The organism is Pseudoalteromonas sp. BSi20429 (assembly GCF_000238895.1).
In the GTDB taxonomy this organism is placed as follows: Bacteria; Pseudomonadota; Gammaproteobacteria; order Enterobacterales; family Alteromonadaceae; genus Pseudoalteromonas; species Pseudoalteromonas arctica.
On sequence record NZ_BADV01000023.1, the window covers coordinates 76,535 to 99,652 of the forward strand.

The window sequence follows — 23,118 nt, forward strand, 5'->3', positions numbered from 1 at the left end:
TAATCGTATTAAATATAATTGCTGGTTCAGCTAGTGTATAAGGTAAGCACTTAATAATAGAACGCTTAACTTAAAAGGACTAAACGAAATGCCAGCAACCATAGCTAAAAAATACCATGCAATGCTTAACTGGCGGCCTAATTTAATTGGGCAATTTGCAATGAGTATGCTGCTTTCGTTACTCCCGCTTTCTATAGTGGTGATTGTATTTTTAAATGCGCTTAACAAGCAATTAGCAGTGACTCAAAGTATCGTGAGTAACAACTACCAAGTTACCAAATCGTTTAATACTCTAAAACAAGAACTCAACAGCCTTGAGCGCGCCACTAGGCAAAACTGGGTGTTAAAAAGCGAATCGTTAGATAAGCTCATTATCGATAAATGGCAATCATCCCTGCAAAGTATTGATGAACTTAAATTTGTAAACACGGATAAAGATTACACCCACCAATGGCAACGCTTATATGTCACCTTACAAACAGCGCATGTAGAGCTTGTTGAGCAAAAACAACAGCAAGCGGAGCTGTTTATGCCAGTGAGCGATTTAGTTGCTGAGCTTACTTTATGGTTACGTGATAAAAATGAAGCGCAAATTACCAATAACCAAAATGAGCTTACAAGCCTACAAACTTCATTTATAAACTGGCTGGTGGCACTTATTCCGCTTACTTTAATTGTTGGTGGTGGTTTTTTATGGCGTATAAGTGGGCGACTAAAAGGGTTAACTACGGTTATTGATAAGCTAGGGCAGGGACATTGGCAGCAAAAAATATCTGTGAAAGGCTCCGCTGAGCTAGTTGAGCTAGGAGAAAAACTCCAATGGGTGCAAGAGCAACTTCATATGCTTGAGCAGCAAAAAGATACCTTTTTACGCCATGTTACCCATGAGCTAAAAACGCCGCTTGCTTCAATGGTCGAAGGCACTGATTTACTAACTGATGAAATAGTAGGCCCAATTACTGCTGAGCAAAAAGCAGTGCTTGAGCTTATTAGCCAATCTATGGTGCGCCTTCGTACAATGATTGACAGCCTGCTGAGTTATAATGCGATTCGCACCAGTAAAGACAGCCTAAGCGAAGTTGAGTTTAGCTATCTTATTAATAAAATTAATAGCCATTTTGAACATCGCTTAAGTGCGCGTCAGCAAGCTCTACAATGGCAAAATAACTTACCTAATAAACAGCTTGCTTTGCCTAGTGAGCTTATTGAGATGATTTTAATTCAGCTTATTTCAAATGGCTTAAAATTTTCACAAGATAAGCAAAGCGTTACTATTAATTTAGCGCTTGAGCAAAACCAACTTTGCATTGCTGTACTTGATAAAGGATGCGGTATTAAAGAGCAAGAAAAAACTCAAATTTTCAGCGCATTTTATCAAGGTAAACACAGTAAAAATGTTACGCTGCAAGGCAGTGGGCTTGGCTTAACTATTGTGAAAGAATCTGTTGAACAGCTAAGAGGTACACTTACTGTTGAGCATAACGAGCCACATGGTTGCCGGTTTTCAATTAAAATTCCCATAACAAAAAATCTAGGAGTTAATTAACATGCGCTTGCGTTTAATCGCTATTTTATGTGTGCTCAGTAGCAGCATGGTTATATCAGGTTGTGAAATTAATAATGGGCAAGAAGAGCGTGTGTCAATTACACCTGCACCTGTGGTCGATACCAAAATAGCAAACGACAAAAACAGTAAACCTAGTCCAAAACCCAGACCAAAAATAGAACCTAGCTATCCGTCTGCAGAGCAAGTTATTGCATGGCACGCTAATCAGTGTGGCGGATTTAAATTGGTGCCAAAAAAAGATATTTTTACAGGTGAAAACGACCTTAAACGTTTTTTTAAATTTATGTGCTTAAACATAAATGATGATCCAAATACGGTAATGACTAAGTTGCTAAAACTCGATCTTGCTTACTTTTGGCCAGATGATATAAAGCAATATTTATGGCTTCAAAAGCAGCAAGTGACTATGCAAATAAATGCTAAAAAAGAGCAGCAAGCACTTAATAATAAAATGCAAGAAACCCTCTCATCGTTAGCAACAATTGAGCAGCAGCTTTTACTACGAGAAGAAACTAAGGAGCAGTAACTATGGCAGCAACTAAAGTGCAAGGTGCAAAAGTATTACTCGTTGACGACGACGCTAGCTTATTAAAACTGCTCGCTATTCGTATCGAATCAAAAGGATACGAAGTAACGACCTGTGAAAGCGGCTTAACCGCACTACAAATACTTAAAAGCCAAGTGTTTGACGCCGTAATAACCGACCTACGTATGGATGAAATGGATGGCATGGCACTGCATCGTCAGTTGCAAAGCCGCTACCCTGCATTACCTGTCATTATGATGACAGCGCATGGCTCAATTCCTGATGCAGTAGAGGCAACTAAGCAGGGCATTTTTGCATTTATAACTAAACCTGTAGATAAAGATGAGCTATTTGACAGCCTTGCTAAAGCGATAGAAATACATGGTGTTAATGCAGATGAAGCAGCACCTAAAAGTAATATAGTTACGCGCAGTGGTGCAATGCTGCACTTGTTAGAGCAAGTTAAACTACTTGGGCCAACGCAAGTTAATGTATTGATTTCGGGGGCTAGTGGTACAGGTAAAGAGCTACTCGCACAGGCGATTCATCAGCATAGTCATGTAAGCGGTGGTCCTTTCGTTGCAATTAACTGCGGCGCTGTACCGGGTGAGCTTTTAGAGTCTGAATTATTCGGTCATAAAAAAGGCTCTTTTACGGGCGCAATTAAAGATCATCAAGGTTTGTTTCAGCAAGCTGAGGGCGGCACGCTATTTTTAGACGAGATAGGCGATATGCCACTTAACTTGCAGGTTAAGTTACTGCGCGTATTACAAGAAAAAACAATTCGCCCCGTAGGCTTTCAAGAAGAAATAGCGATTGATGTACGTATTGTATCGGCAACACATAAAAATCTTCCTGAAGCTATTTTAAACCAGCAATTTAGAGAAGATTTATACTATCGCTTAAACGTAGTTAATTTAAAATTACCGCCACTGTGTGAGCGCCGCGAAGATATAAGCTTATTAGCACAGCACTTTAGTTCAAGCATTGCTAAGCGCATGAAGCAAACTGAAAAACACTTTGCCAGCGATGCTATGCATGCGCTTGTGCGTTACGACTGGCCGGGTAATATTCGCCAATTACAAAACGTAGTAGAGCAGGTTGTAGCATTAACGCCAAGCGATGTTATTTCAGAGCACTTAGTGTTAGCTGCGCTAAATAGTAATGAAACAAACGTAGAACCATTATCACTAAACGACGCTAAAAAAGAGTTTGAGCGCGACTATGTAATTAACACTTTAAAAATGGCAGGTGGTAACGTAGCCGAAGGCGCTAAGCTTGCCAAGCGCAATCGCTCAGATTTTTATAAGTTGATTAAAAAGCATAATATTGATGTTGATAATTTAGGTTAAGGAAAAGCATGCAGTTATTTATGGTGTATTTAGGTGGCCGGATTCAAGGTTGCCACATTGAAATGCATGATATTCGTTTTGTTGTAGGGCAAAACATCGAGCAAACTTATACAAAGTTAAAAAGCCAGTGGGTAGGCGACAGAAGTAGTGTTCACATGGATAGCTACATGGCAATTAATCATATTGATGGATTTAAAGTAGAAGTTGTTGATAGCTATGTGGAGCAAAATAAACAACTCTATTTTGTAAATTTAGGCGCTTACAGAAGTGATTCTATGGCTGAGCAACACGACTTTGCACTGTATGTTGCAAGCAGTAGCCATGAAGCTAAAGAGCGAGCTAAAAGCGATTTGCTAGCAGGGCTTAGCCATATCCATAAAGATGATTTACATGACGTAGACGATTGCTTTGCCATTGATTTACTCGACAGCCAGCTAAACATTAAGCTCACGCCCAGCGGTATATCGCAGCCTATAAAGCCAGACTGGTTTGGCTATCACATACTTTAAATTATAATAAGTAGCTAAAACTAAGCAGGATTAAGAGTCCTGCTCGTTTTGTTCATCCTTTTCGCTTTTAGCCGCCATTTTAAACGCCACAATAACCAATCCAAACATAGCAAACGGCAGTGCTGCTAACATGTATTCAACCACATTACTGTCTTGAAAATTTGCTTGTAGTAAAAAGTGACCCGCCACACACATTAAAATAACCACTAATAAAATGGGTAGTAACATAAGTTCTTTTTTTGATGAATGGTTTTTCATTAATTGTGAGGCTATAGCTGAAAATAATGCGCCATTGTAATGAGCTTACTTAAGCTTGGCAAACACCGCAGAATTTTTTAATTAATGTTATGATTAGTATCAAACAATTTTATTAATGTTTATGGGAATAAAGTGAAAAGTAACTTAAAAAAAGTTTACCTCGTTGGTGGTGCAGTGCGCGACAAACTGCTAAATATAAAATCAAAAGATAACGATTATGTAGTGATTGGTGAAACGCCAGACACAATGCAGTCGCTCGGTTTTGTACCAATAGGTAGCGACTTTCCGGTTTACTTGCACCCAAAAACAAAAGAAGAATATGCACTTGGGCGCACAGAGCGTAAAAGCGGCAAAGGCTATACTGGCTTTGTGGTTGATGCCAGCCCAACAGTGACGCTAGAAGAAGATTTAGCAAGGCGTGATTTAACCATAAATTCAATGGCGCTTGATGAACACGGTAATATTATTGACCCGTTTAATGGCCAAACTGACTTACAAAATAAAACACTGCGCCACACCACTGAGGCATTTGTAGAAGACCCTGTTCGAGTACTGCGTATTGCCCGTTTTTTAGCGCGCTATGGCAGTGATTGGCGTATTCACCCAAGTACGTATGCATTAATGCGCGAGCTTAAAAATAAAGGTGAGCTAAATCATTTAGTACCTGAGCGCGTGTGGCTTGAAACCGAAAAAGCACTGGGTGAAAAGTACCCTGAGCTTTATTTTGAAGCATTGCAAGGTTTGGGGGTTTTTCCAGAGCTTGAGCGCATGGTTAATGTACCGCAACCAGCAAACCATCATCCTGAAGGTGATGTATTTGTGCATACTATGCTGGTACTTAGGCGTGCAGCGGATTTGAATTTTAACTTGGAAACTCGTTTTGCTGCACTAACCCATGATTTTGGAAAAGCGCTTAGTTTTAAAAAATATGGAAACCTACGTGGGCACGAACGCGAAGGTGTTGCAGTTATTGAGGCGTTTTGTGAGCGCTTAAAAGTGCCTAACCGTTTTCGCGATGTTGGCGTACTCACCAGTGATAATCACACCCTTTGCCACACGATTGATCAGTTAAGGCCGCAAACCATTCACAAGCTAATAGTGACTAACTTAAATGCGTTGGTACACCCAGAACGTTTTATAGCGTTTACCCAAGCATGCCAATGCGATGCACAAGGGCGTGGTGAAACACTTGTTGATAAGCCATACCCGCAAGCAGCTAAGCTGCGAGCAATTCATACTGAACTGCAAAAAATGGATAAGAAACTGGTAGTGCAAAATGCACTTAAAAATGGCAAAAAAGGCCCTGAAATAGGCGAAGAAGTAAAACTTGCAGAAATAAACTGCATTAAAGCATTTTTAGAACATGAGAAGTCCCAAGCGTAATAAAATTAGACTAAGTAGTGCGATACGCCTTGGTTTTTAGTCGCGTCGTGCTTTCTTAGCTCTTTGTAGTTTGTACTTTTTGGTTTTACATTTTCAGACTCAGGTTTTTTAGAGGGCCTGTATAAGTCAAAAATAAAGTCTAGTTCTTCACGCTCTAGTGATGGTTTCATGAGTATTCCTTCAATTTAATACTTTAATATGATGTAGGGTATGGTCATTCGACTGAATTAAAAGTGAATAGTTACATTTGAAGTTGTACTAAATTGTAACCGGCAGGTTTTGAGGGATGAGAGGGGTTTATTTGTTAATTTATATGGAGTTAAGGTAAATTAAAATAACTCTTTTTAACTAAAAATATACAGCTGAATTTAATTTATTACGTACTTACTATTTGCATATAATGCTGTGGCTATAAATATAACGGTACGAATATAACGGTATAAATACAGCCTTAACCATTAACTAACGGCAGTGTTACGGTAAACACTACACCATCACCTTGTTCGTTGTTTTGCGCTGTTACACTGCCTTTATGGTAGTCGCACACCAGCCTTACAATATAAAGACCTAACCCCAAATGTGGCTGTTGCTGCATTTGCTGGCTACGTACCGACACCATAGAGTCAAAAATATGCTCAGTTAATCCTTCGGGTAACGCGGGGCCTGTATTACTCACTGTTAATATTGCTTTATTTTCGCTCTGCTTAAGGCCTACATTAATAGCCGTATTGGCTTCACTAAACTCCAGCGCGTTATTAATAAGTTTATCAAGCAGCTGAGCTATAAACTCCGGTGCACCTTGCATAGGTAATTTGTTTTGGCATACATCAAGCGTAAATAACTGGTTTGGGTAAGTAAGCTGATAGCCTTGCATGCAACCATTTATTACTTTTTGTAAATCAAAAGGTTCAGGTTCGTTGCTTTGAATACTTTGTTCAAGGCGAGTGGCTTCGCTCATGGTAGTTATTATTTTACCTAAGCGTTCAACGCCTTCGCTGGCGCGATCGAGGTATTTTTGACTCAGCTCGTTCTGTGGCAAGCTTTGTAAGTTTTCGAGTGACGAGCGCACTACAGCAACCGGCGTGCGCAGCTCATGTGACAATCGTGACGACATATTTTCTAAGTAATCGGTATAGCCACCAAGTCTACTAACAATGTTTGAAAAACTACGAGACAGATCGCCAATTTCATCGTTAGCATCGCTGTAATTAATACTGCCGGTAACACGCCCTTGTGCATCAATTGCTTGTTCAGCTGTATCGCGTAGCCGCCTAATTCGGTTCGATATACGTGAGGCAAAAAAGAATAAAGTCACAGTACCAATTAGCATCACAGCTAAAATAACGTTAAAGAGTTTTTCGAGTGACTTATTACGCAGCGTACGTACGCCGTTTGTGGTTTCCTCTGCTATTACCGCGCCAATTACTTGGTCTTGAATCCAAATAGGGTAAGCGGCCGATAAAATAACGGCTTTACTGTCGGGTGTTAATCGCCAAGACGATGCTGGTTGTCCTTTTAATGCTTTCGCTAAATGTGTTCCCTGCATAGAAGCTACATCGTGCAGGGTATCTAAAAACTCATTTTCGGGGCGCGTTAATATCTTATAGTAAATTGGGTGCAAGTAATTTTGCTCAAAGCGCTGCCACCAAGTTTTAGGTGCTTGGTTAGCAAGCCCATCAGCCCAAACGCCATCTGCATTTTGAATAGTACCCGACTGCGCAAGTACGCGATGGTGGTTATCGACCACCCAAATGCGGCTACCACTGTGGCCCATGCCTTTTAAAATACGGCTAATTTCTGGAGAAGGGACTAATACAGAGCCTAAATCGTTTGGGTTATTTAAGTTTGAGGTCGACATTATTTTAGGCTCTAACAATGCCTCTTTACTATCAATGTCAACAATGGCAAAGCCAAGTTTGTTGCCCAGCATGTTAATAGGAAAGCGCAGCTCTACGTTATAACCTGATTTGGTACTTTCAAAATAGCCCTGGATTTTAGTAAAAGGGGCTTTGGTATTTGCATCAAACGCATTAACCCAGCCATCTTGCCGCGGCGCAATAATGTAAGTATTAAACTGACCGTCAGGCGTTTTTAGGCCAATTTGTAAATAATCGTTATTGGTAATGCTTAAGCTATTTTTAGCGCGATAAATAAGGGTATTGTCGGTTACCTTAAATACGGCGTATAAGTAGTTATCAAATTTTCCCACCATATGATCAAACGATAAGTCACTGGCTTGATGCTTGTTATCTGTTTTTTGTAAGTAGCGCTTATCGTAATGCCAAAATAGCGGTTGGTAGCTGTCCCAATCGTTAAGTTTACCGTCGAGCTGAATAGGGTTTTTAAGATTATAAGCGTATAAATCGCGCCCTTTTACTACTTGGTCTAAAAAGTTGGTTTGCTCGTCAAATAATGCAGGGCGCTCATGTAATGCAGTAGCAAGTGCTCGAGTGGTGCCTACGAGGGTTTTTTCTTGGCCTTGGCGTAAAAACTTTTCCATTTCCCACACGTACTCGTAGCCAAGCCACGGTAGCAAAAACAAAAAACATGAAAGTAATATAAATTTACTGCGCAGACCAAATCTTAGCATTAGTGCTGTTCCCACCGATAGCCCATGCCATACACGGTATCTATGCAATCAAAGGAGCTGTCGAGTGCTATAAACTTTTTACGAATACGTTTTACGTGTGAAGTAATGGTGCTGTCGTCTACATAAATTTTTGCATCGCTCATTAATTCGTTACGGCTTTTAACATGGCCTGGTCGCTGGGCGAGTGAATGCAGCATCCAAAATTCGGTTACGGTTAAATCAACTAATTGTTGCTGCCAAAATACCTGCATACGTTGCGTGTCGAGCGTTAACGGCCCGCGTGTTATGAGGGCGTTTGCATCAGCGGGTTGTTCAAGTGCTTCCATTCGGCGAAATAGCGCACCAATACGTGCAGCCAAGTGAGCCAAGCTTATGTCTTTTGTTAGGTAGTCGTCGGCGCCCATGCGCAGGCCGCATACAGTATCTATTTCGCTATCGCGGGCGGTTAAAAAAATAATAGGCAGTGTTTTAGAAAGCGATCGCAATGTTTGGCACAGTAAAAAACCGCCATCTATTTCATGGCCTAGGCCAATATCAACAATAGCTAAATCGGGCAGGGCATTTTTAAATGCAGCTTCTGCGCTAGCGCGATCGGCAAAGCCACTTACTTGGTAGCCCTGTGCGCTCAGCATTTCTATGTAGTTTTCGCGGATTGCGGTTTCATCTTCAACGATGGCTATTTTTTTCATTCTAATCATTATCCTATTGCCTCTGCTGTGCACTATAACGAAGTTTTTAAGCTAAGTACGCTTAAAAAGGCAATTGCCATTTTTTTGCCACAATTGCTCAGCAGTTTGCCATTTTTGCTCCCCTTTATTGCCACTTGAGCTTGTTTTAATAGAGCCATCAAAACAAAACATCACAAATTAAAAAGTAAGTTTAAGGATCAAATCATGAAGAAGACATTAATCGCGTTAACACTGGTTGCTAGTTTTTGTACTCCAGCAATTGCCTCAACATCTAACACGCCATCAAAAGAAGCCCATAAAGAAACGGCTATTGGGCTAGGTGCAGGCGCTATTATTGGCGGCGTAGTGGGCGGACCAATTGGTGCGTTTATTGGTGCATTTGCCGGTGGCTTAATAGGTGATTCAAAAGTAGCTGATAACAAAATTGCAGAGCAAGAGCGTGCAATTACGGTCATGAAAGAAAAAACCAGCGATTACCAACACGTGCTTAACCACAATAATATGTTAGAGCAACAGCTAGAAGTGCTTGTCAATCAAAATGAGCAGTTAACTCAAGTTCAAATTAATAACTTATTGGCGATGACGGTGCAATTTAAAACAGGTTCAAGTGTTATTGCCCCGCATTTTGCGCTGCAGTTAGATCAACTCGTTACCTTGTTAAACAACCAATCACAACTCGCACTTGATTTAAGTGGCTTTGCCGATCAACGCGGCGATGAGCAAGCTAACCTTTTACTTTCTAAAGCGCGTGTAAATGCCGTGCAAAGCTATTTAATAAAACACGGTGTGAGCCATAAACGCTTAAGCACGCAGGCATTTGGCGAGCAGCAAACATTGGCTAACAGCAACACGGTGGAAGATAACTTTTTTGATAGACGCGTAACGCTTACCACTCGCTCAATGAATAGTGTAAATGGCCAAACGGCGAGTAACTAAAACTAACTGAATCTAAGTAAAGCTAAGCGTTCGATGGAGTGATTTATGTTTAAATTGAGTAAACCAACCAAAATGCTTACTAAAGTAAGCATTTTTATATTCATAGCGATTGTGCTGTTAGCTAGCTTTAAAAGCCATGCGCAATCACCCAAGTTAGAGCTTTTTGATAGCAATGGTGCGCCAGCAGGCCCAGCAATAATATTAAAAAGCGACGCCAATATGACCTTAACTGGCCTAATTAATCATGTTGTAGTAATGCAGACTTATCAAAACGAAAACCCGTTTGCAGTTAACGCGCGCTACGTTTTTCCATTGCCTGATGAAAGCGCCGTACATGCGATGACGATGCGTATAGGTGAGCGAGTCATTAAAGGCCAAATTGATAAAAAGGTAGAGGCCGAAAAAAAATACGAGGAGGCTAAAAAAGCAGGTAAGCAAGCTGCCCTAGTACGCCAGCAACGCGCCAATATGTTTATTACGAATGTGGCAAATATTGGTCCTGGTGAGCAAGTGATTATTGAGCTTGAGTATCAAGAAATAATTGACTACAGCAGCGGCACATTTGCTATTAGATTTCCTACTACTATTACACCGCGTTATCATGCGATTAGTGGTGAAGTTGAGGTTAATACTCAAAATCAAGCGCATGTTAATCCGCTCCCAACGGGATGGTTAAGCCCTGTTTACAGCATTCAAAACATCACTCAAAATAGTACTCAAATTGATAACGTACCAAGCAGCCAATTTAGCTTAAACATTGATATAGATGTAGGCTTAGAACTGGTGGATATCAATTCTAAATTTCATAATGTTGATGTACAAAACACAGCATTTGGGCAATATAAAATAGCGTTAAATGAGACAAATGCAGTTAATCGCGACTTTGTACTTGAGTTTAAACCGCTGCAAAAAGAGCAAGCTCAAGCCGCATTTTTTACTCAGCAGTTTGAAAATGGTGACCGATACGGACTTGCTATGCTAATGCCACCAGGGGATCACTTTACACAAACTCAACGCTTACCTCGTGAAATGGTATTTGTAGTTGATACGTCTGGCTCTATGCACGGGCAATCTATGGAGCAAGCTAAAAAAGCCTTGTTTTATGCGCTGTCATTACTCGATAGCGACGACAGCTTTAACATTATTGGTTTTGACAACATAGTAACTCCAATGAGCGATAAACCACTTATAGCCAGTGACTTTAATTTACGCCGTGCAGAGCGATTTATTTATAGCCTAGAAGCCGACGGCGGCACTGAAATACAAGGTGCGCTTAATGCCGTACTTGATGGCAGCGAGTTTGATGGTTTTGTACGCCAAGTTGTATTTTTAACTGATGGCAGCGTAAGCAACGAAGATGCATTATTTAAAAACATTCAAAGTAAATTAGGCGATAGCCGCTTATTTACGGTAGGTATTGGCGGCGCACCTAACAGCTTTTTTATGCGCCGAGCGGCAGATGTCGGTAAGGGGTCATTTACGTTTATAGGCAGCACAAACGAGGTGCAACCTAAAATGCAGCAGTTGTTTGATAAGCTTGCGCATCCGGCTATTACTAATTTGGCGCTAAGCGATGAAAGCGGTAACAGTTTAGATTTTTGGCCGTCACCACTACCTGATTTATATTTTGGCGAGCCTATCATGGTCGCTATAAAACTTAATAATGCTAAAAGTGTGGTACTTGCTGGGCAAACAGCACAAGGGCCTTTAAGTATTAAATTAAGTACACAAAATAGCTCAAGCGCTCAAGGTATAGCAAAACTGTGGGCGCGCCAAAAAATTAAGTCATTACTTTTATACAACGAGCAAAATACAGTTAAAGATGAAGTACAGGAGCTTGCGTTTACTCATCAATTACTTAGCCCGTTTACTGCTTTTATAGCAATTGAACAAACTCAAATAAAAGAAGTGGCAGAGCAAACGGCGCAAGCTACTAATGCAGTACCACAAGGTATGGCAATGCGTTTACCACAAACCGATGGGCAAAGTAGGCTGCACATATTATTAGGCTGTATTTTATTATTGGGATTTGGCGCTCTTAAATTTAAACACAGAGCGAATCCCTAAATGAAAAGAGACTTAAAATGAAAAAGTGGCTAAGTGCGGGCTTACTAATAGCTGGGCTTGGATTATTTGGTCACGGTACTTATATGCAGGCAAAAGCGTGGCTTGCTCAAGTATTAATTGAACAAGCATGGCAAGAGGCGCTTAAATCACCCAGTACTAAAGTAAAGCCTTGGTATTACGCCGACAGCTACGTTACTGCAAAGCTTGATTGGCCAAGTCATAATAAAACATTAAGTGTATTGGCTGGAGCGAGTGGCCGTAACTTAGCGTTTGCGCCTAGCCAATTTTTACCCGCAGGGGAGCTTGGCGGAAAAGAATTTGGAAACGAAAAAGGCGCGCTAATAGCAGGGCATAACGACACCCATTTTGCATTTTTACAAAATGCCAAAGTGGGGGAAGCGTTTACTTTGCAGCTGCAAAGTGGGGTGATACAAAATTATAAGGTAACGGGGATTAAGGTTATTCATCAATCCCAAAACACATTTTTACAAACACCCGGGCTGTATTTGCTTACCTGTTACCCTTTTGATTCGCTTGCCTTGGGTACTGATTTAAGATTGCTTGTATCTGCGCAAATGTCTTCGCCCGATTCACTAAGCGGTATATCAACCACAAGTTCTTGATGACGCTGGCTTATCATTACGCCAATAAATACCACAAATATGCTCAGCCATTGCCAAACGTTGAGCACTTCGCCCAAAATAATAGCTGACAAAATAAGTGTAAAAATAGGAATTAAATTAGAGTACGCAGCAGCGGTTAATACCGATACTTTGCTAATTGCATAGTTGTACATGCCGTAGCCACCAAGGGTTACACACGAACCTAAATACAAAATGCTCATAAGCGCGGTTAAGTCGTGTTGGTTTTCGCTTGGCAGGTCGATAAAAAATAAAAACGGAGCAAAAAACAAGCTGCCGCTAATACCTTGCAACGCAATTAAAGTAAGCGGCGAGTAGCGATTAGCTAAATGTTTAATACTTACGGTATAAAATGCAGCGCACACCATAGCCATCAACTCTAAAAAGTTACCCAGCAACGGATTAGGTGCTTGGTCGGTACTTGGTGAAAGAAGCGTAAGTAAAATACTGCCGCCAATACACAGCGTAAAACCGACTACGATGGATTTACTTATGTATTCTTTAAGCAATAAAAAGGCAAGTAGCGCAATAATAATGGGCAAGCACGACACAATAACCCCAGCCTGCGAGGCCGATGTGTATTCCATTGCATGGCCTTCAAATAAAAAGTACAAGCAAGGCTCAGCAAGCGACATACCCACTAAATACTTCCAGTCACCTTTTAAATACTCAAACCGAATAACGTAGCGCCATAAACAAAGCGACAAAACTAACGTGGTGAGCATGCGTAAAAATATCACCAATGCAGGGTCGTAAATAGCAATGGCGTATTTGAGCGCAATAAAAGAGCTGCCCCATAAAAAGGTGGCAATAATTAAACATAAACTGGCAGGCATAGAGAGTAATTTACTTAATTTAATAAAATCAGATCCTAGCATGAAAATTTTTAACTTGTTCAAAAATACCGAGCTGGTATAAATTAATTCATCTTTAATTAATCATTAGTAAAAAGCACATGCAAAGGGAACAGGTAATAGTTGTAAAGCTTGGTACAAGCGTACTAACTGGCGGCACCGATAAGCTAGACAAAGCACATATGGTTGAATTAGTACGCCAATGTTGCGAGCTTAAAAAGCAGGGTCATCACGTTATTTTAGTATCGAGCGGTGCAGTTGCTGCTGGGCGCGAACAACTATTAAAACCCTGTGGCAGAAGCTTAATTGATAAACAAATGCTTGCTGCAATTGGACAAGGTCAACTTATTCATATTTGGCAGAGCCTATTTGCTTTATACGGTGTAAACGTAGGGCAAATGCTACTTACTCGCGCCGATGTAGACGACAGAGAGCGCTACCTTAATGCCCGCGATACACTCAATGCGTTATTAAATTACGACGTTGTACCCATCATTAACGAAAATGACGCAGTCGCTACCAGCGAAATAAAAGTAGGCGACAACGATAATTTATCGGCACTTGTCGCTATTTTGGCTAATGCTAATAAGTTACTGCTACTTACCGATCAAGAAGGGTTATTTACCAGCGATCCGCGCACAAACGCCGATGCCACCCTCATTGGTGAAGTAACACATATAAATGATGAGCTACGACAACTTGCTGGTGGCAGTGGTACAAATTTAGGCACCGGCGGTATGGCGACTAAACTGCAAGCCGCCGACATTGCAAGGCGCGCAGGTGTTGAAGTTATTATTGCTAAAGGCGCAGGTAAAAACGTTATTTTAAAATGCATGAGTGACGAGTTACCAGGCACGCGTTTTTTAAAACTCACCGCTCCAAAAGATGGCCGTAAAAAATGGTTACTAGCCGGGCCTAAAAGTACCGGCCAAATTGTTATAGATGCAGGTGCTATTGGCGCCCTTCAAAATAAAGGCGCAAGCTTACTTGCTAAAGGCGTTACTAATGCATTTGGACGTTTTGAACGCGGTGATTTAATTGATTTAATAGATAATAAAAATCAAGTGATTGCACGGGGCTTAACGCGCTTTAGTAGCACCGAGGTAAATAAAATAAAGGGTGCGCACTCTAGTCAAATAGGCCTATTACTCGATTACGATAGTGGCGCAGAAGTACTTCATAGGGATGATATGGTATTGCTATAGAAGCACTTTTAGTAAATTAAATTACTTGAGTGTAATTCTCGCAGTATTACACTTTTTTGATTGTAAATTTGTGCTAAAATCTGGCTCCTTAAATTGTTGTAAGCAGAGCGCAGAACATGAAATTAGTTCGTTGGTTTTTAGGTTGTATAATTTTATTCTTTAATTTTGTATTTACTCCTCGCAGTAAAAAGCGTGCAAGCGACGAGCAAGCACAGCTTGATCAGCAAACCTCACAATTTAAACTGTATCAATTTAAAGCATGCCCGTTTTGTGTAAAAGTACGTCGCGCTATTAAACGCGAAGGCTTAAACATAGAAACGCGTGATGCAAAAGACAATGAGCAATATCGTCAAGAGCTACTAGAACAAGGCGGCAAAGTTAAAGTGCCTTGCCTGCGTATAGAGCAAAACGGCCAAGTACAATGGCTGTACGAATCAAACGATATTATTGCTTACTTAAACAAAGTAGCTGCATAAACCACTTTTATTATCTCACTTATTTAAAGAGAATATACCATGACAATTCGCACCCGTGTTGCCCCGTCGCCAACTGGTGACCCGCATCTTGGCACCGCTTATATCGCCTTATTTAACTACTGTTTTGCTAAACAACAAGGCGGTGAATTTGTACTTCGTATAGAAGATACAGACCAAGTACGTAGCACGCCAGAGTCTGAACTTGCGATTATGGATAGCCTACGTTGGTTAGGGCTTGAGTGGGATCATGGTCCTGATGTGGGTGGCGAATTTGGTCCTTACCGTCAATCTGAGCGTAGCGATTTATATAAAAAATACGCGCATCAGTTAGTTGATGATGGTAAAGCGTTTTACTGCTTTGCAACAAGCGAAGAGCTTGATCAAATGCGTGAAGAGCAAATGGCAGAAGGCCTACGCCCTAAATATGACGGTCGTGGTTTAAACCATACAGATGAAGAAATTAAAGCAAACTTAGCTGAAGGCAAACCTTACGTTATACGTATGAAAATCCCAAGCGAAGGCACATTTAAGTTTAACGACTACTTACGTGATGAAATTGAGATCCCGTGGGAAAACGTAGATATGCAAGTGCTTTTAAAAGCGGATGGCTTTCCAACGTACTTTTTAGCGAACGTAGTTGACGACCACCATATGGAAATTAGTCATATTTTCCGTGGTGAAGAGTGGATTAACTCAGCACCTAAGTTATTAAAACTGTATGAAGATTTTGGTTGGGAAGCACCAGTACTTGGTCACTTACCATTACTACGTAACCCAGATAAATCAAAGCTGTCTAAGCGTAAAAACCCAACGTCTATTAATTACTATAAAGAAATGGGCTACCTGCCAGAAGCCGTGCTTAACTACTTAGGCCGTATGGGTTGGTCAATGCCTGATGAGCGTGAAAAGTTCACACTTAATGAGATGATTGAAAACTTCGACATGAAGCGCGTATCGCTTGGTGGTCCAGTATTCGACGTAGATAAATTAAGCTGGTTAAACGGCATGTGGATCCGTGAAAATCTAACCGACGAGCAGTTAATTCAGCGCTTTGTTGATTGGAAGTTTAATGGCGAAATGCTCGCTAAAATATTACCAGAAGTTAAAACACGTATTAATACGCTGTCGGATATGGTTGAGCTTGCAGGGCACTTTGTAGGTGGTATTCCAACTTACGATCCTGCGCTATTAACAGCCGGCAAAGCAGACGAAAACGTGATTCGCCAAGCGCTACAATTTTTTGTATGGCAGCTTGAAGGTTTACGTAGCTTTGAAAAGCCCGCTATTTTTGCAATAGCAAAAGAAGTTGCAACATTCCACGAGCTTAAGATTAAAGACTTTTTAGAGCCAATATTTGTCGCAATTACTGGCAAAACGTCAAGTACGTCAGTGCTTGATGCAATGGAAATATTGGGGTCTGACTTATCACGTGCTCGTTTACGTGTTGCACTTGCTCATTTAGGTATTTCTAAAAAGCAGGCTAAAAATATAGAGCGTGCGTACCGCGAATACCCAAGTGCATAATTGCTAAAATGTACTTTTAAAAGCCGAGCTTTATTAAGCTCGGCTTTTTTGTTTCAGGCTGTTTAGCTATATGACATCGTATTTTGATATTGTTTAGCCTAAGCATTCACAATTTACTAAATGCTACAATGCGGCATATAAACTCATAGGAGGCAGTATGATTGCAACCGTTAAAAACAAAGCTATTTTTAGTAGTAATACATTTTCGATAAACCTTGTTACTTACCCAATTAATCATAGCGTAATGAACCATATTGACCCTGTGCAGCAAGGGCGCTATTACAAGCTCAACTTTGTATTAGAAAAACCTAAAGCGGGTGGGGTATTTAAATGCTCAAAATGCATTATAAATTTATTTAATCGCGTGTATTTATTCAGACCCGATAAGTACGAACACAGCGTATCTAAAATCGAGTCTGGAAAGCGTGTACTACTGAGCTTTGCGCTTAATATATAATTTATTAATAGTCGTAGGCCTGTCCGGTGCATAAAACAGATAGGTCGCAGTACGATACAGACGTTTCACCACAAGAATTGATAGTAAAAGCATTTCCGCCTTTGCGCATGGCATCCGCTTTAAGTAAATCGATAGCATTTGATTTAGAGCGATTGTAGCTTACATTATTGCTGCCCAGTCCATCGCCATCACAGCTTTCAGCTTCTATTCGGCCTAAAAGTGTTGCGCCACTTTCGTGTGCTTCTTGGTCGCTATAAAATTGCTGTAAATCTCTTTTATTAACGTAGGTGCCAATTTCTTGAGATAAAACGCCGTTGTCTATATCTGTATGATAAGTCATGCTTGAACAACCCGTTATTGTGGCGAGCACTGTTATTGCCGTTATAAAACGTAGCATATTTATTAGTCCCTTAATTTATTATTTGAAATAGTAAATTACTAACAAAATCAAATGCGGGCAATGTTTACTACTAAGTAAATTGTTAGCATTTGTAAATGTATTTAGATTTTATTGAGCATAGGATAAGTAAACAAAAAGAAGTGGCAAACATTAACCAACCAATGGCATAAAATAGCCCACTCTAAGCGCTGCGTTTTATAAAAAACATAGCCATACCCCAAGCCGGCAATAAATGAAACCAATACATAGTTAATTCCTCCAGCAAAATGTGCCAAAGCAAAAATACCTGCAGTAATTACAGGGGCAAGTATTGCTAAACGGGTAGGTGTAATTATTTTGCTAAGCTTAGTTTGTAGTAAACCTCGAAATAAAGCTTCCTCGGCAACACAGGTAAATAAAAGATTAATAGCAATAAAGGCTAGCCAAAAGCCAGGAACCTTAGGGTTAAAGCTTACAAGTCCTAGCATTAAAGCCGCAGTGAGCGCAGCTAAAACAGTAGCAATAATTATTAAAATGGGTTGTTTAACGTTTAATGGGTCTGCTTTATTAGAGTCTGCTTTTAAAGCTTTTTTATTCGAATAAAAGTAAGCACAAAGAAATAAACCCGCCATAGCTTTATCAAAATTAGCATAAAGGGTAAAAGCAATCGCATCGCTTGTAATACGCTCGTTTATAACAATAGGGAGGTTATTAAAACCAGGTACCCAATGAAGTGCTAATGCCAATGAGGAAACTATAAAAACAGTACTTAAAGTAGCGCGTATTATTGCCTGCTTTGTATTTAGCGCACAGTAGTATAAAACAACGTAAAGCCCGGTTAACAGCAGGGCATATAAATTTATATAACCTTGAAAATATGCACTTACAACACTTAAAGCTAGTAAGTAGTGCCAAAGGGGGTGCCGCATTATTGATATTTTGCAGTACGGAAAAACACATATAATTGATAGCGCTAATAAATAAAAGGTCATTGTTTTTTATTGCTCTGTTTTATTTAGCAACTAATCTAACAGATTCGACCTCTCAGTATTTTTTTTCTGTTAATATAGATAGGTTATAAGCAGTTTAAGCAGTGAACAAACTATGTTAAGTCCTTTTTTTCAGCAGCATGCTGATTATGTTTCTATCTCTCGTGAGCAAGGTTGTCGATTCGCTAAATGCGTTGCTGACGATTACAATCCACTCCACGACAAAGATGCCAAAAAGTTTTGCGCGCCAGGAGACTTACTTTTTTCATTGGTACTAGACCGCTACGGTATTAGTGAACAAATGGAATTTACTTTTGCCGGTATGGTTGATGAAAACACCAAACTTAACTTCCCTGAAGGGGCTGATGAGTTTGATGTAACCAATGGCGAAAAAGTTATTTTAAAGGTAAAGCGCAAAGGTAAAACCAGCCAATGCCCAGCACTAACTAATAGTCTAATAAAAAATTATGTTGAGTTTTCTGGTACTACTTTCCCGCATGTAATTATTCCATTAATGGGTAAGCAAGAGGTAATGATTAACCCTGCTCGCCCAATGATTATTTACGAATCAATGCTTATCAACCTTGATAATCTTGATATTACAGCACCAGAACTTGAGTTTGCAGAGCCTAGTTTTGAGTACGCCGGTAAGCGCGGAAAAATTACACTACGTTTTAACCTGTTAGAAAATGGCGTTAAAGTGGGTAGTGGTGAAAAGCATATGGTAGTTTCGGGTATACGCGAATACTGCCAAGCAACAGTTGACGATTTAATAGCGTTTTACAACGAGCGTAAAGCGACACTAAAGCCAGCTTAAAGCTACAGCAAATTATAAAAGGCGCTAAATACAGCTGTTATTTAGCGCCTTTTTTATTGTTTTTAGCGCTAAAGCGAAAGTGAGCAACCACGATTAAATACTTTTCTGGACTGGTTAATTTACGCAGTACAGTAATATGCGTACAATAGCGCTCTTTGTTATTTTAAAGCTAAGCCTATGTCTGCCACTACGTTCTCATCACTTAATCTCGACCCGTTATTATTAACAGCGATTGAGCAAAATAATTACACTCAACCTACCGCAATTCAGATTAAAACTATTCCGCCTATTTTAGCCGGAAGTGATGTAATGGGCAGCGCGCAAACAGGTACGGGTAAAACCGCCGCCTTTGTTTTACCTTTATTACATAAGCTTTTAAATACCCCTAAAAAAGATGAGCAAGGCCTTGCCCGCGTTGTAATTTTAACGCCAACCCGTGAGCTTGCTCAGCAAGTATTTGCAAGCTTTGAAAAGTACGCACAAGGCACTAATATCAATGGCGCTTTAGCCTATGGTGGCGTAAGTATTGGCCCTCAAATAAAAGCACTTAAAACAGCGCAAGTTATAGTGGCAACACCTGGGCGTTTGCTTGATCATATAGTTAAAGGCAGTGTGGTACTTTCAAGCGTAGACTCCTTAGTGTTTGACGAAGCTGACCGCATGCTTGATATGGGCTTTATTGATGAAATTAGACGTATATTGCGACATATCCCGGGCGATCGCCAAACTTTACTATTTTCAGCTACGTTTGATGACAGCGTGTTTGAACTCAGTAAAAAGTTACTTAAAAACCCAGAACTAATTGAAGTTGATAAGCGCAACTCAGCAGCCGTTGAAGTAGAGCAAGTTATTTACGCTGTAGATGAGGATCGTAAGCGCGAACTTGTATCGCACATGATTGGCATGAAAAACTGGCGCCAAGTGCTTATTTTTACTCGCACAAAACAAATGGCTGATCAGCTTGCTAAAGAAATGTGTAAAGATGGTTTAAAAACCGAATCAATCCATGGCGACAAATCGCAAGGCGCACGCGACCGTGCATTGCAAAACTTTAAAGAAGGTATTACACGCGTACTTGTTGCAACCGATGTAGCTGCGCGTGGTTTAGATATTTCTACACTTAGATACGTAATTAACTTTGAACTACCGTACATTGCCGAGGATTACGTGCACCGTATTGGCCGTACAGGTCGTGCTGGTGAACAAGGACTTGCTATGTCGCTGGTAAGTCTTGATGAGCAATGGCTGCTAGAAGAAATTGAAGTACTACTCGATACGCGTTTAACGCCGCAGTGGTTAGAAGGTTACGAGCCCGATCCTAATAAAAAGCCAAAAGATAATCGTAAAAATACTAACAAGTCGCGAAAAGATCGCGATAAAAAACGCATCACTGGTAAAAGAGAGCCAAGCAGACGTCGTAAATAATAGCTTTTACTTTGCTTTTTTGCCTATACTGGAGCTACTAAATAGCCGAGGTAAAGCAATGTTTGAAATTGATCAATGGGCATTTTCTGGTATTGATGGCCAAATATCTTTGCATAAATGGCAAAAAACAATCGACCTTATAACGGGGCTTTTTTCAGCCCCGTCTGGTTATATAGTTCAGGCAACAAGCAAGGGCTATCGCGTTGTTATTAGAAGTAACGAAGGTGGCTCTAACTTTGAGACCAATCCTATACTTCCTCCTCAAACACCTCTGTTTTGTCGCCACGTAGCTGAAACTAACAGTACATTATATGTTAATGATGCAAGTAATAACGATACATGGAATACCCTACCAGAAGTAGTTGAAGACGGTGTTGAATCCTACCTAGGTTTACCTATTCATTGGCCTGAAGGCGAAGTGTTTGGCACGTTATGTTTAAAAGACACTAAAATAACAAGCTATACCGATGAATATTTTGAACTCATAGAACAACTACGCGATTTGATTGAAGACGACCTAGCGCTTGTGTATAGCTATGAGCAAATGCGCGAAATAGCCATGTTAGACTCATTAACGAATATTTATAACCGCCGAGCACTTAACTTATTAGCCCAGCAAAAACTTAACTTAGCGCTACGTTTAGGCTTTGACGTGTGTTGTTTGTTTATCGATATAAACGGCTTTAAAAAATTAAACGACACCTGCGGACATGAAGTGGGCGACAAAGCCTTAATTATATTGGCAGATACGCTAAAAACGCATTTAAGAGATGCTGATATAGTAGGGCGCTTAGGTGGCGATGAGTTTGTTGCAGTAATGCAAGTAAGCGATAAAAGCAAAATTAACTACATCATGGATAAAATTTCGACTGAGTATTCAAAAGCCTTACTCAAAGAAGACGTTTGCGATTTATCGCTAAGTATTGGTTATAGTTTTACTAATAAACAAAAGCAGCCCTTTGAAGCGCTATTAAATGATGCAGACCACGCAATGTATAAAAATAAACAAGCGTATAAGCTCGCTAAAAAGGCACAATAATAAAAGGAGGTTCGTTATGACTCATGCCACACAAACTTGGCTAGTTTTTTCTGCGATAGGTTTTATTTTTTCCTTAGCAATAATAAGCTTATTTGAAACGTTCCCTAGCATTAGATTTATATCTAATGAGGGAATAATTTTTGGTGTTATGTGCTCCTCTATGGGGTTTGCCTTAAAAAGGCTTGAGAGTAATAACCAAAAACATCTTCAATAAATAGCTTAAGCTGCAAATCTTTACTTGTATTTATTAATTAATTTTTCAAAGAACGGACATAAAAAAGCAAGCCATTAGGCTTGCCAAGAAGGGTGTTAATTAGCTCTAACCTAGCCTTTAAGCTATTAGCTTTTCGGCTAGGTTTAATTCCATTATTGCTTTTAATAAACGGTATAAGTTGATTGATGCATCAATTTCTTCTTTACGGTTTGTTAAGCTTTCAATATTTAAGCCCAGCGGTACATCTAAATGCGCACAGCTTTTAAGTATTAAGTCGAGGTTTTCGCGGCAAATACGTACTGATTCGCTTAATGTATTGTCTGCATCAAGCATGCGCCATTTAGTTGCCTCTGGCACTGAGATACCCAACCATTGCATAAAGTCTAAGGTTTTTTCGCCGCCGCACGGGGTAAACGTTAATATAATACGTTGAGGTGTAATCCCTTGTGCTTTACATGTACGTGCGTAGCTAGTAATTAGCTCTATAGTCGCTTGTGCATCGTAAACAGCTTGCGATATAAAAAACTGACAACCTTGTGCTGTTTTTTCTATTAATCGTTCGTGCTCATTTCGTTTGCTTGAATGGCGCTCGGCAATAGTAACGCCACCTAAAAAGAAATCATCTGACTGCTCAGCCATCGCTTTATAAGCATCTGGCAGGCTTAGCTTTATATCGCCTATCGATGATGGGCTACCTACTAAAACAACATTTTGTAAATCGTAGTCGTTTTTAGTTTCACTTAGCCAATCTTTAAATTCGCCTACGCCACGCTGCGCCACACTCTTATAAGTAATTACATCTTGTGCAGATAAATTACGAAGTAAATGGCTGTATTCACGCGGATCAACGGTTTGTTTAAACGCAAATGGGCGGTCTTGGTTAGTTCGGCTGCTTTCGTCTTGAATGTCGTAAATTATCACACCGTCGTATTCAATTTCGTGTAAGCGACCTAATAGCTTTTCTGCAATGGTTTTTAATTGCGCTTTATCGGTGCCAATTTTAGGCGGGGTAGTACCAATAAGATAAACACCTTGATTGGTGTCCACTATCTTCTCTTTTAGTGATAAAGCCATAATCCTCATTCCAGCTAAGTTTGTTTTGATGGATTTAATATAGCAGCCATTTAGACGTCTAGATAGATTTATTTAGTGAAAGTTTTTCAACTAACATGATGTTTATTCATAGTGCTTGTTCCCATAATTTATAATTGACACAGTTGT

General features: G+C 40.1%; 24 protein-coding genes. 16 read left to right on the top strand and 8 right to left on the bottom strand.

Going from position 1 to position 23,118, the window contains the following annotated elements; genetic code table 11:
• The first annotated feature begins 88 nt into the window (after positions 1–88).
• The 4 genes from P20429_RS14485 to P20429_RS14470 are packed head-to-tail and all read left to right on the top strand — an operon-like array spanning position 89 to position 3,954.
• On the top strand, positions 89–1,546 hold the full coding sequence (locus tag P20429_RS14485; protein WP_007581563.1) for a sensor histidine kinase KdpD: 1,458 nt from the start codon (positions 89–91) through the stop codon (positions 1,544–1,546).
• 1 nt (position 1,547) lies between these two features.
• Positions 1,548–2,093, top strand: coding sequence for a hypothetical protein (locus P20429_RS14480; RefSeq protein WP_007581565.1), 546 nt, complete (start codon positions 1,548–1,550; stop codon positions 2,091–2,093).
• Positions 2,094–2,095: 2 nt separating this feature from the next.
• Positions 2,096–3,445 (top strand): sigma 54-interacting transcriptional regulator, encoded by a 1,350-nt coding sequence (locus P20429_RS14475; protein ID WP_007581567.1) that lies wholly within the window; start codon positions 2,096–2,098, stop codon positions 3,443–3,445.
• 8 nt (positions 3,446–3,453) lie between these two features.
• A complete protein-coding gene (locus tag P20429_RS14470) occupies positions 3,454–3,954 on the top strand; it encodes a DUF1543 domain-containing protein (protein ID WP_007581569.1) in 501 nt (166 codons plus the stop codon).
• 30 nt (positions 3,955–3,984) lie between these two features.
• Here P20429_RS14470 and P20429_RS14465 read toward each other — a convergent pair whose 3' ends face one another.
• Positions 3,985–4,212: a hypothetical protein gene (locus P20429_RS14465; RefSeq protein WP_007581571.1), complete on the bottom strand. Its 228-nt coding sequence runs from the start codon at positions 4,210–4,212 to the stop codon at positions 3,985–3,987.
• Positions 4,213–4,344: 132 nt separating this feature from the next.
• Here P20429_RS14465 and P20429_RS14460 point away from each other — a divergent pair, with 132 nt between their 5' ends.
• A complete protein-coding gene (locus P20429_RS14460; RefSeq protein ID WP_007581573.1) occupies positions 4,345–5,595 on the top strand; it encodes a multifunctional CCA addition/repair protein in 1,251 nt (416 codons plus the stop codon).
• A gap of 5 nt (positions 5,596–5,600) precedes the next feature.
• On the opposite strand, the gene P20429_RS20695 is transcribed toward P20429_RS14460, so the two are convergent.
• The 3 genes from P20429_RS20695 to pdsR form a co-directional block, all read right to left on the bottom strand.
• Positions 5,601–5,765 (bottom strand): hypothetical protein, encoded by a 165-nt coding sequence (locus tag P20429_RS20695; RefSeq protein WP_007581574.1) that lies wholly within the window; start codon positions 5,763–5,765, stop codon positions 5,601–5,603.
• A 281-nt stretch (positions 5,766–6,046) separates the two neighbouring features.
• Positions 6,047–8,185, bottom strand: coding sequence for a proteobacterial dedicated sortase system histidine kinase (gene pdsS, locus P20429_RS14455; RefSeq protein ID WP_007581576.1), 2,139 nt, complete (start codon positions 8,183–8,185; stop codon positions 6,047–6,049).
• The gene (pdsR, locus tag P20429_RS14450; RefSeq protein WP_007581578.1) at positions 8,185–8,874 is read right to left on the bottom strand and encodes a proteobacterial dedicated sortase system response regulator; all 690 of its coding nucleotides are present in this window, start codon (positions 8,872–8,874) and stop codon (positions 8,185–8,187) included. Before pdsR ends, pdsS begins: the two co-directional genes overlap by 1 nt.
• A 204-nt stretch (positions 8,875–9,078) precedes the next feature.
• Between pdsR and pdsO the strand changes: the two genes are divergently transcribed.
• The 3 genes from pdsO to P20429_RS20255 are packed head-to-tail and all read left to right on the top strand — an operon-like array spanning position 9,079 to position 12,500.
• Entirely contained in the window at positions 9,079–9,810 is a 732-nt protein-coding gene (pdsO, locus tag P20429_RS14445) for a sortase-associated OmpA-like protein PdsO (RefSeq protein WP_007581582.1), read from the top strand.
• A gap of 45 nt (positions 9,811–9,855) precedes the next feature.
• Positions 9,856–11,877, top strand: coding sequence for a marine proteobacterial sortase target protein (locus tag P20429_RS14440; protein ID WP_007581584.1), 2,022 nt, complete (start codon positions 9,856–9,858; stop codon positions 11,875–11,877).
• A gap of 17 nt (positions 11,878–11,894) precedes the next feature.
• Positions 11,895–12,500 (top strand): class GN sortase, encoded by a 606-nt coding sequence (locus tag P20429_RS20255; protein WP_081473425.1) that lies wholly within the window; start codon positions 11,895–11,897, stop codon positions 12,498–12,500.
• Here P20429_RS20255 and P20429_RS14435 read toward each other — a convergent pair.
• Positions 12,395–13,354, bottom strand: coding sequence for a DMT family transporter (locus P20429_RS14435; RefSeq protein ID WP_007581586.1), 960 nt, complete (start codon positions 13,352–13,354; stop codon positions 12,395–12,397). The two genes, P20429_RS20255 and P20429_RS14435, sit on opposite strands and share 106 nt — an antisense overlap.
• Positions 13,355–13,473: 119 nt before the next feature.
• Here P20429_RS14435 and proB point away from each other — a divergent pair, with 119 nt between their 5' ends.
• The 4 genes from proB to P20429_RS14415 all read left to right on the top strand — a co-directional run bounded on the left by proB (position 13,474) and on the right by P20429_RS14415 (position 17,034).
• Positions 13,474–14,577 carry a glutamate 5-kinase gene (proB, locus tag P20429_RS14430; RefSeq protein WP_007581590.1) on the top strand — a complete coding sequence of 368 codons (1,104 nt, stop codon included), beginning with the start codon at positions 13,474–13,476 and terminating at the stop codon, positions 14,575–14,577.
• 116 nt (positions 14,578–14,693) lie between these two features.
• Positions 14,694–15,053: a glutaredoxin domain-containing protein gene (locus P20429_RS14425; protein ID WP_007581591.1), complete on the top strand. Its 360-nt coding sequence runs from the start codon at positions 14,694–14,696 to the stop codon at positions 15,051–15,053.
• Between the two features lie 39 nt (positions 15,054–15,092).
• Positions 15,093–16,577, top strand: coding sequence for a glutamate--tRNA ligase (gene gltX / locus P20429_RS14420; protein ID WP_007581594.1), 1,485 nt, complete (start codon positions 15,093–15,095; stop codon positions 16,575–16,577).
• 157 nt (positions 16,578–16,734) lie between these two features.
• Positions 16,735–17,034 carry a hypothetical protein gene (locus P20429_RS14415; RefSeq protein WP_007581596.1) on the top strand — a complete coding sequence of 100 codons (300 nt, stop codon included), beginning with the start codon at positions 16,735–16,737 and terminating at the stop codon, positions 17,032–17,034.
• A gap of 4 nt (positions 17,035–17,038) precedes the next feature.
• On the opposite strand, the gene P20429_RS14410 is transcribed toward P20429_RS14415, so the two are convergent.
• Together P20429_RS14410 and P20429_RS14405 are read right to left on the bottom strand one after the other, a co-directional pair.
• Positions 17,039–17,431: a hypothetical protein gene (locus P20429_RS14410; RefSeq protein ID WP_007581599.1), complete on the bottom strand. Its 393-nt coding sequence runs from the start codon at positions 17,429–17,431 to the stop codon at positions 17,039–17,041.
• Between the two features lie 104 nt (positions 17,432–17,535).
• Positions 17,536–18,405, bottom strand: coding sequence for a CPBP family intramembrane glutamic endopeptidase (locus tag P20429_RS14405; protein WP_007581600.1), 870 nt, complete (start codon positions 18,403–18,405; stop codon positions 17,536–17,538).
• A 112-nt stretch (positions 18,406–18,517) separates the two neighbouring features.
• On the opposite strand from P20429_RS14405, the gene P20429_RS14400 reads away from it, so the two are divergent.
• The 4 genes from P20429_RS14400 to P20429_RS19255 all read left to right on the top strand — a co-directional run bounded on the left by P20429_RS14400 (position 18,518) and on the right by P20429_RS19255 (position 21,897).
• Positions 18,518–19,219, top strand: coding sequence for a DUF3581 domain-containing protein (locus P20429_RS14400; RefSeq protein ID WP_007581602.1), 702 nt, complete (start codon positions 18,518–18,520; stop codon positions 19,217–19,219).
• A gap of 177 nt (positions 19,220–19,396) precedes the next feature.
• Positions 19,397–20,644, top strand: a complete 1,248-nt coding sequence (locus tag P20429_RS14395) for a DEAD/DEAH box helicase (RefSeq protein ID WP_007581604.1) — start codon at positions 19,397–19,399, stop codon at positions 20,642–20,644.
• Between the two features lie 58 nt (positions 20,645–20,702).
• Positions 20,703–21,683 (top strand): sensor domain-containing diguanylate cyclase, encoded by a 981-nt coding sequence (locus tag P20429_RS14390; protein ID WP_007581606.1) that lies wholly within the window; start codon positions 20,703–20,705, stop codon positions 21,681–21,683.
• Between the two features lie 16 nt (positions 21,684–21,699).
• The gene (locus tag P20429_RS19255; RefSeq protein ID WP_024590050.1) at positions 21,700–21,897 is read left to right on the top strand and encodes a hypothetical protein; all 198 of its coding nucleotides are present in this window, start codon (positions 21,700–21,702) and stop codon (positions 21,895–21,897) included.
• 117 nt (positions 21,898–22,014) lie between these two features.
• Here the strand turns inward: P20429_RS19255 and P20429_RS14385 are convergent, their stop codons facing one another.
• Positions 22,015–22,971, bottom strand: a complete 957-nt coding sequence (locus tag P20429_RS14385) for a methylenetetrahydrofolate reductase (protein ID WP_024593278.1) — start codon at positions 22,969–22,971, stop codon at positions 22,015–22,017.
• Positions 22,972–23,118: the final 147 nt, after the last annotated feature.